Source organism: Delftia sp. Cs1-4, assembly GCF_000214395.1.
Lineage (GTDB): Bacteria > Pseudomonadota > Gammaproteobacteria > Burkholderiales > Burkholderiaceae_C > Comamonas > Comamonas acidovorans.
In genome coordinates, this window is the sequence record NC_015563.1 from 2,446,987 (window position 1) to 2,460,528 (window position 13,542).

At 65.3% G+C, this 13,542-nt stretch carries 11 protein-coding genes; 1 reads left to right on the top strand and 10 read right to left on the bottom strand.

The window, feature by feature from the left end; all coding sequences use genetic code 11:
- Window positions 1-46: 46 nt before the first annotated feature.
- The 10 genes from DELCS14_RS10720 to gyrA all read right to left on the bottom strand — a co-directional run bounded on the left by DELCS14_RS10720 (window position 47) and on the right by gyrA (window position 12,617).
- Window positions 47-448 carry a helix-hairpin-helix domain-containing protein gene (locus DELCS14_RS10720; RefSeq protein WP_013801622.1) on the bottom strand — a complete coding sequence of 134 codons (402 nt, stop codon included), beginning with the start codon at window positions 446-448 and terminating at the stop codon, window positions 47-49.
- A gap of 260 nt (window positions 449-708) precedes the next feature.
- A complete protein-coding gene (gene lapB / locus DELCS14_RS10725; protein ID WP_013801624.1) occupies window positions 709-1,884 on the bottom strand; it encodes a lipopolysaccharide assembly protein LapB in 1,176 nt (391 codons plus the stop codon).
- Entirely contained in the window at window positions 1,874-2,194 is a 321-nt protein-coding gene (locus tag DELCS14_RS10730) for a LapA family protein (protein WP_013801625.1), read from the bottom strand. Before DELCS14_RS10730 ends, lapB begins: the two co-directional genes overlap by 11 nt.
- Window positions 2,195-2,274: 80 nt before the next feature.
- A complete protein-coding gene (locus DELCS14_RS10735; RefSeq protein WP_013801626.1) occupies window positions 2,275-2,616 on the bottom strand; it encodes an integration host factor subunit beta in 342 nt (113 codons plus the stop codon).
- A 90-nt stretch (window positions 2,617-2,706) separates the two neighbouring features.
- A complete protein-coding gene (gene rpsA / locus DELCS14_RS10740; RefSeq protein WP_288124655.1) occupies window positions 2,707-4,410 on the bottom strand; it encodes a 30S ribosomal protein S1 in 1,704 nt (567 codons plus the stop codon).
- Window positions 4,411-4,577: 167 nt separating this feature from the next.
- Window positions 4,578-6,605: a bifunctional 3-phosphoshikimate 1-carboxyvinyltransferase/cytidylate kinase gene (locus tag DELCS14_RS10745; RefSeq protein WP_013801627.1), complete on the bottom strand. Its 2,028-nt coding sequence runs from the start codon at window positions 6,603-6,605 to the stop codon at window positions 4,578-4,580.
- A 114-nt stretch (window positions 6,606-6,719) separates the two neighbouring features.
- On the bottom strand, window positions 6,720-7,598 hold the full coding sequence (locus DELCS14_RS10750) for a prephenate dehydrogenase/arogenate dehydrogenase family protein (RefSeq protein ID WP_012206521.1): 879 nt from the start codon (window positions 7,596-7,598) through the stop codon (window positions 6,720-6,722).
- Window positions 7,598-8,698 carry a prephenate dehydratase gene (gene pheA / locus DELCS14_RS10755; RefSeq protein ID WP_013801628.1) on the bottom strand — a complete coding sequence of 367 codons (1,101 nt, stop codon included), beginning with the start codon at window positions 8,696-8,698 and terminating at the stop codon, window positions 7,598-7,600. The genes DELCS14_RS10750 and pheA overlap by 1 nt, the downstream gene beginning before the upstream one ends.
- A 19-nt stretch (window positions 8,699-8,717) precedes the next feature.
- On the bottom strand, window positions 8,718-9,827 hold the full coding sequence (gene serC / locus DELCS14_RS10760; RefSeq protein WP_013801629.1) for a 3-phosphoserine/phosphohydroxythreonine transaminase: 1,110 nt from the start codon (window positions 9,825-9,827) through the stop codon (window positions 8,718-8,720).
- 123 nt (window positions 9,828-9,950) lie between these two features.
- The gene (gene gyrA, locus DELCS14_RS10765) at window positions 9,951-12,617 is read right to left on the bottom strand and encodes a DNA gyrase subunit A (RefSeq protein ID WP_013801630.1); all 2,667 of its coding nucleotides are present in this window, start codon (window positions 12,615-12,617) and stop codon (window positions 9,951-9,953) included.
- Between the two features lie 229 nt (window positions 12,618-12,846).
- Between gyrA and ompA the strand changes: the two genes are divergently transcribed.
- The gene (gene ompA / locus DELCS14_RS10770) at window positions 12,847-13,506 is read left to right on the top strand and encodes an outer membrane protein OmpA (RefSeq protein ID WP_013801631.1); all 660 of its coding nucleotides are present in this window, start codon (window positions 12,847-12,849) and stop codon (window positions 13,504-13,506) included.
- The last annotated feature ends 36 nt before the right edge of the window (window positions 13,507-13,542 follow it).

Consider the following 13,542-nt stretch of genomic DNA (forward strand, 5'->3'; position numbering starts at 1 on the left):
CATGAAAAACCCGCCGAAGCGGGTTGGATAGAGACAGTTGGCGTACTCAGGAGGCCGCGCCGGCCTTGGCCGGCGTGACCGGTTTGGCGGCCTGGTCCTTGGTCGGCTTGGCGCCTTTGGCTGCCGTGTCCTTGGTGTCCTTGGCGGCCGTGTCCTTTGCATCGGGCTTGGCTCCCTGGCCCTTGTAGCTGGTGCCATTGACCGTCAGGCCGTCACCCGAGAACTTGGCGGCGGTCGGTTCGCCCACGCCTTTGACGCGGGCAATGAAATCGGGCCAGTCCTTGAAGGCGGAGGATTTGCGCTCCTCGAGAATGCGTGCCGACATGGCCGGGCCAATGCCCTTGATGGATGTCAGTTCGGCTTCATTCGCCTTGTTGACTTCCACGGCAGCCAGGGCCATCACGGACCACAGCAGTGCAATGAAGCCAGCCATCAGTTTTCTGAACATACAAACCTCCTGATCCCAAAATGTTGAGGGCCGCAACATTGCGACCCAGAGGCATCTTATGCAGGGCCTTGGCGTGCGGCTAGGCGGTGAAGGGGGGCGGCAGGCCCGTGCAGGCATGGCCGAACGTGTGCAAAGTCAATGGCCATGCGCCTGCCAAGGCGGTTTCTAGGAATACTCTGAAAATACACCGTCCATGCCGTGTTTGCCAATGGGGGTGACGCGATGCAGGGGGTGGAGCTGCTTCTCGCGCCTGCCCCGCATCACAGCTCCTCGACGCGCCGGGCCGGATAGCTGTCCCAGCTCTGGCAGCCGGGGCAATGCCAGAAATGCTGGCGTGCCTCGAAGCCGCAGGCCGCGCAGCGGTAGCGGGTCAGCGGCTTGGCCGCGTGGTCCAGCGCGCGTTGCACGGCCGGGTGGTATTGCTCCTCGGCCAGCTTCTCGCCTGTTAGCCACTGCGCGGCAGCCACCAGGGAGGGCTCCCTGTCCAGATGCTGGACCAGGCGTGCGCGTCCCGGCGCCTTGGTTTCACCATCGTTGCTCTGTTCTTCAATCTGAGCGTCCAGCGCGACCAGCGCCTGCAGCAGATCCAGCGAGGGTGCCTGCTCGTACTGCTGGCTGAGCAGTTGGTGGATGTGCTGGCGCTGGCCCGTGGCGGCGGCAATGTCCACCAGCAGCTGAGCCGCCAGCGGCAGCGAAGCCGGGGACTGCTCGGCCAGGCTTTCCAACGTGTTCAGGGCCTGGGCCGATTGCCCCATGCGGTGCTGCAGCTGCGCGTGCTCCAGGCGCGGGCGTGCGGCCTGTGGGGCGGTGGTGATGGCCTGCTGCAGCCGCTGCAGTGCCTCGGCCTGCTGGCCCTGGGTCAACAGGGCCTGGGCGTCTTCGCAGAGGTAGTGGGCCAGGCGGCCGCTGAAGTCGCCCTGGTTGGCTTCCTGCATGCGGCGCGCAATGGCGGCGGCCTGTGTCCAGTCGCGCGAGCGTTCGTAGATGGCCAGCAGGGCCAGACGGGCTTCGGCCTCGAAGGCCGTGCCTTCCAGGCGGCGCAGCGCGTCCTCGGCACGATCGAGCAGGCCTGCCTTCAGAAAGTCCTGGGCCAGCGCGTGCTGAGCGCGGTCGCGGTCCACGCGGCTGAGGTCGCCGCGCGACAGCAGGTGTTCGTGCACGCGCACGGCGCGGTTGTATTCGCCACGGCGGCGGAAGAGGTTGCCCAGCGCGAAGTGCAGCTCCGAAGTGTCGGGGTCGTTCTGCACGGCTTCGATGAAGGCGTCGATGGCCTTGTCCTGCTGCTCGTTGAGCAGGAAGTTCAGGCCCTTGAAATAGGCCTTGGGCGCCTGGCGGTTTTCGGCGCGAATCTGCCTCAGGTCCCAGCGCGAGGCCAGCCAGCCCAGCACGAAGGCGACGGGCAGGCCCAGCAATATCCAGCTCAGATCAAATTCCATGCACGTCGCCCGGCAGGATGGGGGATGGGGCGGGCTTGGGCGCCGTGGCCGCTGCCGGTGCCTCGGCCGCTGCAGGCACTGTGGCCTGGGTCGAGCGCGCGGCGTTGCGGTGCTTGAGCCAGCGCGGCACCATGCCCAGAACGCCCACGATCAGGCCCAGGGCGAAGGCGGCCAGCACCACCAGTACCAGCGGCGCAGTCCAGGAGGTGCCGAAGAAGAAGTGCACCGTCGCGTCCTGCTGGTTGTTCAGGGCGAAAGCGAACAGCGTAAAAAAAATGGCCGCCTTGAGCAGCCACAGGAAGTACTTCATGTGTTCCCTTGTGTGACGGGAACGATTCTAGAGCCTGGCGGAGAGGGTGGCTGCGGCGCGCGCAGCCGGTCAGCCCGCTTTCAGGCGGCAGGGCCGGTGCCTGTGCCGGAGCCTGTGTTGTCTGTATCGATGGCCGCGCCGGGGCGCAGGTCCACGGCTTCACGCAGGGCCTTGCCGGGCTTGAAGTGCGGCACGCGCTTGGACGGAATGTGGACGGCCTCGCCACTGCGGGGATTGCGGCCCATGCGGGGCGGGCGATGGTTGACCGAGAAACTGCCAAAGCCGCGGATTTCGATGCGATGGCCTCGCACCAGGGCATCGCTGACGGCGTCAAGAATCGTCTTGACGGCCTGCTCGGCATCGCGCTGGCTCAGTTGGCCAAAGCGGGCGGCGAGTTCTTCGACGAGATCGGATCGGGTCATCAAGGATAGGAATCAGGGGTTGAAATGGCGACGGGCGCCCGGAGGCGCCCGTCGCATCCGACCTTCAGCGGTCAGCAGACTGGCTGCTGATTACTTGTCGGAGTTGTCCAGCTTGGCGCGCAGCAGGGCGCCCAGGCTGGTCGTGCCGGCGTTTTCCTTGGCCGACTGAGCGGACAGGGAAGCCATGGCTTCTTGCTGGTCGACCTGGTCCTTGGCCTTGATCGACAGCTGGATGTTGCGGGTCTTGCGATCCACATTGACCACCACGGCGGTGATCTCGTCGCCTTCCTTCAGCACCGAGCGGGCATCTTCCACGCGGTCCACGGCGATTTCCGAAGCACGCAGGTAACCGATGATGTCTTCGCCCAGGTCGATTTCAGCACCACGTGCGTCCACCGTCTTGACCTTGCCCGACACGATCTGGCCCTTGTCGTTCACGGTCACGAAGGTCGTGAAGGGATCGCTGTCCAGCTGCTTGATGCCCAGGGAGATGCGCTCGCGCTCGACGTCCACGGCCAGCACGATGGCTTCGACTTCCTGGCCCTTCTTGTAGTTGCGCACGGCGGCTTCGCCGGGCTCGTTCCAAGACAGGTCGGACAGGTGCACCAGGCCGTCGATACCGGCAGCCAGACCCACGAACACGCCGAAGTCGGTGATCGACTTGATCGGGCCCTTGACGCGGTCGCCGCGCTTGGTGTTCTGGGCGAACTCTTGCCAGGGGTTGGCCTTGCACTGCTTCATGCCCAGCGAGATGCGACGCTTGTCTTCGTCGATCTCCAGCACCATGACTTCGACTTCGTCACCCAGGGTAACGAGCTTGGTCGGAGCAATGTTCTTGTTGGTCCAGTCCATTTCGGAGACGTGCACCAGGCCTTCGATGCCGGGTTCCAGCTCGACGAACGCGCCGTAGTCGGCAATGTTCGTGACCTTGCCGAACAGGCGGGTGCTCGAGGGGTAGCGGCGCGAAACGCCCATCCACGGGTCGTCGCCCATTTGCTTCAGACCCAGCGAGACACGGTTCTTCTCGGTGTCGAACTTGAGGATCTTGGCGGTGATTTCCTGGCCAGCCTGCACGACTTCCGAGGGATGACGTACGCGGCGCCATGCCATGTCGGTGATGTGCAGCAGGCCGTCGATGCCGCCCAGGTCCACGAACGCACCGTATTCGGTGATGTTCTTGACCACGCCTTGAACGATGGCGCCTTCCTTCAGCGTTTCCATCAGCTTGGCGCGCTCTTCGCCCATCGAGGCTTCGACCACGGCGCGGCGGCTCAGCACCACGTTGTTGCGCTTGCGGTCCAGCTTGATGACCTTGAACTCCATCGTCTTGTTTTCGTACGGAGTCAGGTCCTTGATCGGACGGGTGTCGATCAGCGAACCGGGCAGGAAGGCGCGGATGCCGTTGACCAGCACCGTCAGGCCGCCCTTGACCTTGCCGGAGGTCGTGCCGGTCACGAATTCGCCCGATTCCAGGGCCTTTTCCAGAGCCAGCCACGAGGCCAGGCGCTTGGCGGTGTCGCGCGACAGGATGGTGTCGCCGTAGCCGTTTTCGATCGAGCCGATGGCGACCGACACAAAGTCGCCCACCTGGACTTCGATTTCTCCCTGGTCGTTCTTGAATTCGTCGATTGGCACGTAGGCTTCCGACTTCAGGCCAGCGTTCACGACGACGAAGTTGTGCTCGACGCGCACGACTTCAGCGGTGATGACCTCGCCAGGACGCATTTCCGTGCGTTGCAGCGATTCTTCAAACAGGGAGGCAAAAGATTCAGACATGTATTTCCTTGCCCGCAAACAGGTTTCCGCCGGCACTATTGCCAGGCGTTTCTAGGACTGTTTGCGGAGGTGTTGTGGGTTCAACCACGGTGTTGGAGTCTATGGACCTCGGGCCGTACATGGGGCGGTGCCGCCATGTCTGGGCCCGGAGGGCGGGTTTGCCGACCGTGCGGCGCAACTGGCAATCAGTCGCGGCCGAACGGCTGGCGTTCCTGCCACCACGAAAGCACCTGTTCTGCCACCTCTTCGATGGAGAGCTCGGAGCTGTCAAGCAGCATGGAATCCTGGGCGGGCTTGAGCGGTGCGACGCTGCGGTTCATGTCCCGCGCATCGCGTGCTTCAAGGTCAGCCCGAAGGGCGCTTATGTTAGCGGCAATTCCTTTGGAAATCAACTGCTTATGCCGGCGCTCGGCGCGACAGGCGGCGGAGGCCGACAAATAGACCTTGAGGGGAGCATGGGGAAAGATCACCGTGCCCATGTCGCGGCCATCGGCAACCAGCCCCGGAAGCTGCTGGAAGGACAGCTGCAGGTCCACCAGCGCGTCGCGCACGGCAGGCAGGGCCGAGACGCGCGAGGCGTTCATGCCCGACTCCTCGCTGCGCAGGATGAGGGTGACATCCTCGTCACCCAGCCAGATGCGCTGCTCGGCGTCAAAGCGCACGGGCAGCTCGCGCGCCAGCACGGCGATCTGCTGGGCGTGCGGTTCGTCCAGCACCAGGCCGGCGCGCGATGCGGCCAGCCCCGTGAGCCGGTACAGCGCGCCCGAGTCCAGCAGGTGGTAGCCAAGAGCCTGGGCTACCTCGGCGGCAATCGTGCCCTTGCCCGAGGCCGTGGGGCCATCGATGCAGATCACGGGAATGCGCGCGCGCGCCGTCTCGCAGACCGAGAACAGGGCCTCGAAGTAGTCGGGGAAGGTCTTGGCAACGCACTTGGGGTCTTCGATGCGCACGGGCAGGGCGGCCGGATTGAAGGCCGCCAGCGAAAAGCACATGGCCACGCGGTGGTCGTCATAGGTGTGGATGCTGGCCGCACGCCATGCGGCGGTGGACGCGGGCGGCGTGATGCGGATGTAGTCCGCGCCCTCCTCGACGTCGGCGCCCAGCTTGCGCAGCTCCTTGGTCATGGCCGCGATGCGGTCGGTTTCCTTGACACGCCAGCTTGCGATATTGCGCAGCGTGGTCGTGCCATCGGCATACAGGGCCATGACGGCCAGCGTCATGGCGGCATCGGGGATGTGGTTGCAGTCCAGGTCGATGGCCTTGAGCGGCCATGCGCCACGGCGGATGCGCAGCCAGTTGGGGCCACCTTCCACCTCGGCGCCCATGGCGCGCGCGGCCTCGACAAAGCGGATATCGCCCTGGATGGAGTCCAGTCCCACGCCGAGGATGCGGATGCCTTCGGCGCTGTCCGAGGCGATGGCGCCCAGTGCGATGAAGTAGCTGGCCGACGAGGCGTCTGCCTCGACATGGATCTCGCCCGGCGAGCTGTAGCGGCTGCCGGCCGGGATGGTGAAGCGCTGCCAGTTCTCGTTGTGCACGGCAATGCCGAAGCGGGCCAGCAATTCCAGCGTGATGTGGATGTAGGGCTTGGAGATCAGCTCGCCCACGACTTCGATGGTGATGTCGCGCGTGTTGGCCAGCAGCGGCAGCGCCATCAGCAGCGAGGTCAGGAACTGGCTGGAGACATCGCCACGCACCTGGATGGGGCTGTGCGGCAGCTGCGAGAAATCGGGCTGGCGGATGTGCAGCGGAGGAAAGCCCTCGTTGCCCAGATAGTCGATGCGGCAGCCGAGCTGGCGCAGCGCATCGACCAGATCACCGATGGGGCGCTCATGCATGCGCGGCACGCCGCTGAGCTTGAAGTCACCGCCCAGCACGGACAGGGCTGCCGTCAGCGGCCGCATGGCCGTGCCGGCGTTGCCCATGAACAGCTCGGCACTGGCGCCAGAGGGCAGGACGCCGCCCAGGCCGGTGATGCGCACGGGCTGGCCGAGGGTGATGGTCGCGGGCTCTACCGTGCAGCCCAGTTGCTGCAGGGCCCGGAGCATGACGCGCGTGTCGTCCGAGTCGAGCAGGTCGTGGACCACGGTCGTGCCCTGGCTCAGTGCCGCGAGCAGCAGCACGCGGTTCGAGATGCTCTTGGAGCCCGGCAGGCTCACCGTGCCCTGCGCGCGGGAAAGAGGGGGGATATCGAGAAAGGCGGTACTGAACATGGCAATTCGAAGGCAAACAGGCTGTCGGGAGGCATTGCGGCCGCGCCGGCCGCAATGCACAGGAGCGCTTTGGGTGCGCCGGGCTTGCGTCTGGCGCTTGCCCTGCGTTGCGCGTCAGCGGCGCGGAGCGCCCATGCGCCAATGGGCGCGCGCGGCACTGGCCAGGGTCAGGCGGTCTTCAAGACCTTGTCCGTCACCGGCCTGGATCAGGGATTCGAGTTGCTGCAGCGCCTGCTGGAACTGGCGCGACTGTGCCAGAACCTGCTCGCTGTTGGCCAGCAGCACATCACGCCACATCTTGGGATCGCCCGCGGCAATGCGCGTGAAGTCGCGGAAGCCGGGGCCGGCCAGGGACAGCACGTCGTCGGAGTCGGGCTGGGTGATCACGCTTTGCATCATGGCGAAGGCCAGCAGATGCGGCAGGTGGCTGACCGTGGCAAAGGCGCTGTCGTGGGCTTCGGGCGACATGGCGCGCACGCGGCAGCCCAGCAGTTCCCACAGGGAGCGGGCCTTTTGCAGGTGGTCGGTCAGCGTGCGTTCGGTGGGCGTCAGGATGACCTGTGCGCCCTTGTACAGCTGGGGGTCGGAGTGCTCGACGCCCGAGACTTCCTTGCCTGCAATGGGGTGGGCCGGGACGAAAGAGCCGAGCTGGTCGCGCAGGGCCGAGCGGGCGGCATGCACCACATCGACCTTGGTGGAGCCTACGTCCATGATCATCATCTCGGGCGTGACCAGGTGCTTGATGGACTTGAGCGTGGCCTCGGTCGCCGCCACGGGCACGGCCAGCAGCACCAGGTCGGCACCGGCGGCGGCCAGCAGGGCGGAGGGGGCCTCCACATCGATGACGCCCATCTGGCGAGCGCGTTCGGTCGTCGAAGGTGACTTGCTGTAGCCCACGACGCGCTTGACCAGCCCTGCCTGCTTGAGCGCCAGGGCGAACGAGCCGCCCATGAGGCCGCAGCCGATCAGGCCCAGTTGTTCAAAGGGCTGCATCACTTGGATACCGGGTAGGTGCCCAGCACCTTGTAGAAGGCGCACAGGCCGCGCAACTCTTCCAGCGCGCTGGCCACGTTGGGCTGTGCCGGGTGGCCTTCGAGGTCGATGTAGAAGTAGTACTCCCACTGGCCGGTGCGCGCGGGGCGCGACTCGAAGCGCGTCATCGACACGCCGTGCCTCTTGAGCGGCACCAGCAGGTCATGCACGGCGCCGGGGCGGTTGGGCACCGAGATGATGATGCTGGTGCAATCCTGGCCGCTGGGCGAGGGCGTGGCCAGCGTGTGCGGCAGGCAGATGACGGCGAAGCGCGTGCGGTTGTAGGCATCGTCCTGGATTGCATGCGCCACCACATGCAGGCCGAATTGCTGGGCCGCGCGTTCGCTGGCCAGGCCGGCGATGTTGGGGTGCAGCGCGGCCAGGCGGGCGCCTTCGGCATTGCTGGACACCGGGCGGCGCTCGGCATGCGGCAGGTGCTTGGCCAGCCAGCCCTGGCACTGTGCCAGGGCCTGGGGATGGGCTGCCACGACCTCGATGCCCTCGGTCGTGTTGCTGCTGCGAAGCAGGTTGTGGCGCACCAGCAGGCTGACCTCGCCCACCACGTGACAGGGCGTGTGCAGGAACATGTCCAGCGAGCGCGTGACCACGCCTTCGTTGGAGTTCTCCACGCCCACCACGCCGTACTGCGCGCTGCCTGCGGCCGTGGCGTGGAACACCTCGTCGAAGCTGTTGCAGTACATCAGATCGGCCGCGCCGCCGAAGTACTGGATGGCGGCTTCCTCGCAGAACGTGCCCGCCGGGCCCAGCACGGCCACGCGCTGGGGCGACTCCAGCGCCAGGCAGGCCGACATGATCTCGCGCCAGATGGCCGAGACATGGCCGTTCTTGAGCGGGCCGGGATTGGCGGACTCGATCTTCTGGATGACCTGGGCCACGCGGTCCGGGCGGAAGAAGGGCGTGCCTTCACGCTTCTTGACCTCGCCGACCTGCTCTGCCACGCGGGCGCGTCGGTTCAGCAGGTCCAGCAGTTGCTGGTCGATATCGTCGATCTGCACGCGCAGATGCGCCAGATCGGGAGAGGCTTGGGGTGTGGTGCTCATGGGCGGGAGTGTGGGTCGGTCAGGCGTTGCGCTGTTCGAATTCGCGCATGTACTCCACCAGCGCCTGCACGCCAGCGATGGGCATGGCGTTGTAGATGCTGGCACGCATGCCGCCGACGGACTTGTGGCCCTTGAGCTGCAGCAGGCCGCGTTCCCGGGCTCCGGCCAGGAAGGCGTCATTGCGCGATTCGTCGCGCAGGAAGAAGGGGATGTTCATGCGCGAGCGGCAATTGGCAGCGACCTTGTTCACGTAGAACGAGGACTGGTCCACGTACTGGTAGAACAGGTCGGCCTTGGCGATGTTGCGCGCCTGCAGGGCTGCCACGCCGGTCAGGCCGCCTTCGGTCTGGCGCTTGATCCATTGGAACGTGAGGCCCGCGATGTAGATGCCCCAGGTCGGCGGCGTGTTGTACATCGACTGGTTGTCGGCCACGGTCTTGTAGTCGAAGGCCGAAGGGCAGGCCGGCAGGGCGTGGCCCAGCAGATCCTCGCGCACGATGACCAGGGTCAGGCCGGCAGGGCCCAGGTTCTTCTGCGCGCCGCCGAACGCCAGGCCCACGCGGCTCCAATCGACGGGGCGCGAGGCCACGTGCGAGGAGAAGTCAACCACCAGCGGAGCATCGCAGCCCAGCGCCTTCAGGTCGGGCAGCTCCTGGAACTCCACGCCATGGATGGTTTCGTTGCTGCAGATGTGCACGTAGCTGGCGCCGCGGCTCAGTTGCCAGCTCTCGGGGGCGGGCAGGGCGGTGAACTTGCCGTCCTCGCCGCTGGCCGCGATGTGCGCGTCGGCCACGTACTTGCGTGCTTCCTTGGCCGACTTCTGGCTCCAGCTGCCGCTGAGCACGAAGTCCACCGTGCCTGCGCGCGACAGGTTCAGGGGAACGATGGCGTTCTCGGCCAGACCGCCGCCCTGCATGAACAGGATCTTGAACTCGGGCGGTACGGCCAGCAGCTCGCGCAGGTCGGCTTCGGCCTGTTCATAGATGGAGATGAACTCCTTGCCGCGGTGGCTCATCTCCATCACGCTCATGCCGGACCCGTGCCAGTCGAGCATTTCGGCGGCTGCCTGCTGCAGCACTTCGGCGGGAATGGCGGCGGGGCCGGCGGAGAAGTTGTAAGGGCGGTTCATGGAGTTCACTGTCAAGTCACGCGCAGGCGCCAGTTCGGGCGGTGCCTGCAACTGTCAAAAATCTGGGCCGCCGCTGGGGCTGCGCTCCCGGTGCGGGAGGCAGCCCCAGCGGCGGCTGGGTCATCAGGCGGGCTCGCCCGTGCCTTCGGCAGCGGCTTCGTCGCCGCCTGCGGCCTCCTCGCCCGTGGCCTCGTCCTCGACTTCGTTGGCATCGTTTTCAACGATGCGCTGCAGGCCGCCGAGCTTGGCGCCTTCGTCCAGCGAGATCAGCGTCACGCCCTGGGTGGCGCGGCCCAGTTCGCGGATTTCCGAGACCCGGGTACGCACCAGCACGCCAGTGTCGGTGATCAGCATGATTTCGTCATCGGCATGCACCAGGGTGGCGGCGACGACCTTGCCGTTGCGCTCGGACTGCTGGATGGCAATCATGCCCTTGGTGCCGCGGCCATGGCGCGTGTACTCCACGATGGAGGTGCGCTTGCCGTAGCCGTTCTCGGTGGCCGTGAGCACGCTTTGCGACTCGTCCTCGGCCACCAGCATGGCGATCACGCTCTGGCCTTCTTCCAGGTTCATGCCCTTGACGCCACGCGCGTTGCGGCCCATGGGGCGCACGTCGTTTTCGTCGAAGCGCACGGCCTTGCCGCCGTCGCTGAACAGCATCACGTCATGCTTGCCGTCGGTCAGGGCTGCGCCGATCAGGAAGTCGCCCTCGTCCAGGCCCACGGCGATGATGCCGGCCTTGCGCGGGTTGGAGAACTCGTCCAGCGCCGTCTTCTTCACGGTGCCCATGCTGGTGGACATGAACACATAGTGGTCGGCCGGGAAGCTGCGGTACTCGCCCGTCAGCGGCAGCACCACGTTGATCTTCTCGCCATCCTGCAGCGGGAACATGTTGACGATGGGGCGTCCGCGCGAGCCGCGCGAACCTGCGGGCACTTCCCAGACCTTGAGCCAGTACAGGCGACCGCGGTTGGAGAAACACAGCAGGTAGTCGTGCGTGTTGGCGATGAACAGCTGGTCGATCCAGTCGTCTTCCTTGGTGGCCGTGGCCTGCTTGCCGCGTCCGCCGCGCTTTTGCGAGCGGTACTCGGACAGCGGCTGGCTCTTGATGTAGCCCGTGTGGCTGAGCGTGACCACCATGTCGGTGGGCGTGATCAGGTCCTCGGTGGACAGGTCCTGCGCGCTGTACTCGACCGTGCTGCGGCGGGCGCCGACCTTACTCTGGCCGAACTCGGCCTTGATCTGCTTGAGCTCGTCGCCAATGATGGCCGACACGCGCTCGGGCTTGGACAGGATGTCCAGCAGGTCCTCGATGACGGACATCACGTCCTTGTACTCGGCGACGATCTTGTCCTGCTCCAGGCCGGTCAGGCGTTGCAGGCGCATCTGCAGGATTTCCTGGGCCTGGGTTTCGGACAGGCGGTACAGGCCATCGGCCTGCATGCCGAATTCGCGCTCCAGCCCGTCGGGGCGGTAGTCGTCGGCGTTGACCACGCCGCCATCGGTGCGGGTGCGCGTGAGCATCTCGCGCACCAGCTTGCTGTCCCAGTTGCGCGTCATCAGCTCGGCCTTGGCCACAGGCGGCGTCGGCGCGTTGCGGATGATGGCGATGAAGTCGTCGATATTGGCCAGCGCGACCGCCAGGCCTTCCAGCACATGGCCGCGCTCGCGCGCCTTGCGCAGCTCATACACCGTGCGGCGCGTGACCACTTCGCGGCGGTGCTGCAGGAAGACCTCGACCAGATCCTTCAGGTTGCACAGCTTGGGCTGGCCATCGACCAGTGCCACCATGTTCATGCCGAAGGTGTCTTGCAGCTGGGTCAGCTTGTACAGGTTGTTGAGCACGACCTCGGGCACTTCGCCGCGCTTGAGCTCGATCACCAGGCGCATGCCCGACTTGTCGGACTCGTCCTGGATGTGGCTGATGCCTTCGATCTTCTTCTCGTGCACCAGCTCGGCCATGCGCTCCTGCAGCGTCTTCTTGTTGACCTGGTAGGGCAGCTCGTCAACGATGATGGCCTGGCGCTGGCCGCGATCGATGTCCTCGAAGTGGCACTTGGCGCGCATCACCACGCGTCCGCGACCCGTGCGGTAGCCTTCCTTGACACCGTTGATGCCATAGATGATGCCGGCCGTGGGGAAGTCAGGCGCGGGAATGATCTCCATCAGCTCGTCGATGGTGGCCTGAGGCGTCTGCAGCAGGTGCAGGCAGGCATCCACCACCTCGTTGAGGTTGTGCGGAGGAATGTTGGTGGCCATGCCCACGGCAATGCCCGAGGAACCATTGACCAGCAGGTTGGGCAGCCGCGCAGGCAGCACCAGCGGCTCGCGCTCGCTGCCGTCGTAGTTCGGGCCGTAGTCCACCGTCTCCTTGTCGATGTCGCCCAGCATCTCGTGGGAGATCTTGGACAGGCGGATTTCGGTGTAACGCATCGCCGCCGCGCTGTCCCCGTCCACCGAACCGAAGTTGCCCTGCCCGTCGACCAGCATGTGGCGCAGCGAGAAATCCTGTGCCATGCGCACGATGGTGTCGTACACCGCGCTGTCTCCGTGCGGGTGGTACTTGCCGATCACGTCGCCGACGATACGCGCCGACTTCTTGTACGGCCGGTTCCAGTCGTTGTTGAGCTCGTGCATGGCGAACAGCACGCGCCGATGCACAGGCTTGAGACCATCTCGCGCATCGGGCAGCGCCCGGCCCACGATCACGCTCATTGCGTAATCGAGATAGCTGCGACGCATCTCCTCTTCGAGGCTGATGGGCAGGGTTTCTTTAGCAAACTGGGTCATGTGTGGCGATACTCTGACGGCGGGAAAAGGCCCATTTTAGGTCGAATGACGTGTAGCAGCCGAGCAACATAACCCTGGAATTCCGCCGCTGTCCTACTTGTTGGCGCCCGCTTGGCGGTCCGTCTGCTTGTGACGTATGGCACAATCAATTCAACGTTTTTGGTGATGGTCACTGATAACGTCCACAGATTCGCAGCCCTGCTGCGGCTTTTTCCCCAAGAGGAGAACCATGAAGAAACTGAACAAAGTGGCGATGTTGTTTGCCTCTGCCGCCCTCGCAACGGCTGCTGGCGCACAAGTGAAGGCTGCTGACGGTGGCAAGACCATCGACAACTGGCAAAACGGCACCAGCGAACTGGTGTGGAAGAACGGCACGAACGAACTGTGCTGGCGCGATGCCAACTGGACGCCCGCCACTGCAGCAGCTGACTGCGACGGTGCCCTGAAGCCTGTGGCAGCCGCTGTGGCTCCTGCCGCAACGCCCACTCCGGCAGCTCCCGCTCCGGCACCGGCTCCCGCTCCGGCCGTGGCTTCCAAGGTGACCTTCTCTGCTGACGCTTTCTTCGACTTCGACAAGTCGGTTCTGAAGCCCGAAGGCAAGGCCAAGCTGGATGACCTGGCCTCCAAGGTCAAGGGCATCAACCTGGAAGTGGTCATCGCCGTCGGTCACACCGACTCCGTTGGCTCTGACGCCTACAACCAGAAGCTGTCGGTTCGCCGCGCTGAAGCTGTGAAGGCTTACCTGGTGTCCAAGGGCATCGAAAAGAACCGCGTCTACACTGAAGGCAAGGGCGAAAAGCAGCCCATCGCCGACAACAAGACCAAGGAAGGCCGCGCAAAGAACCGTCGCGTGGAAATCGAAGTGGTCGGCACCCGCGCCGCTCAGTAATCTTTCGATTGCTTCCCGCAAAAGCCCCGGCAACGG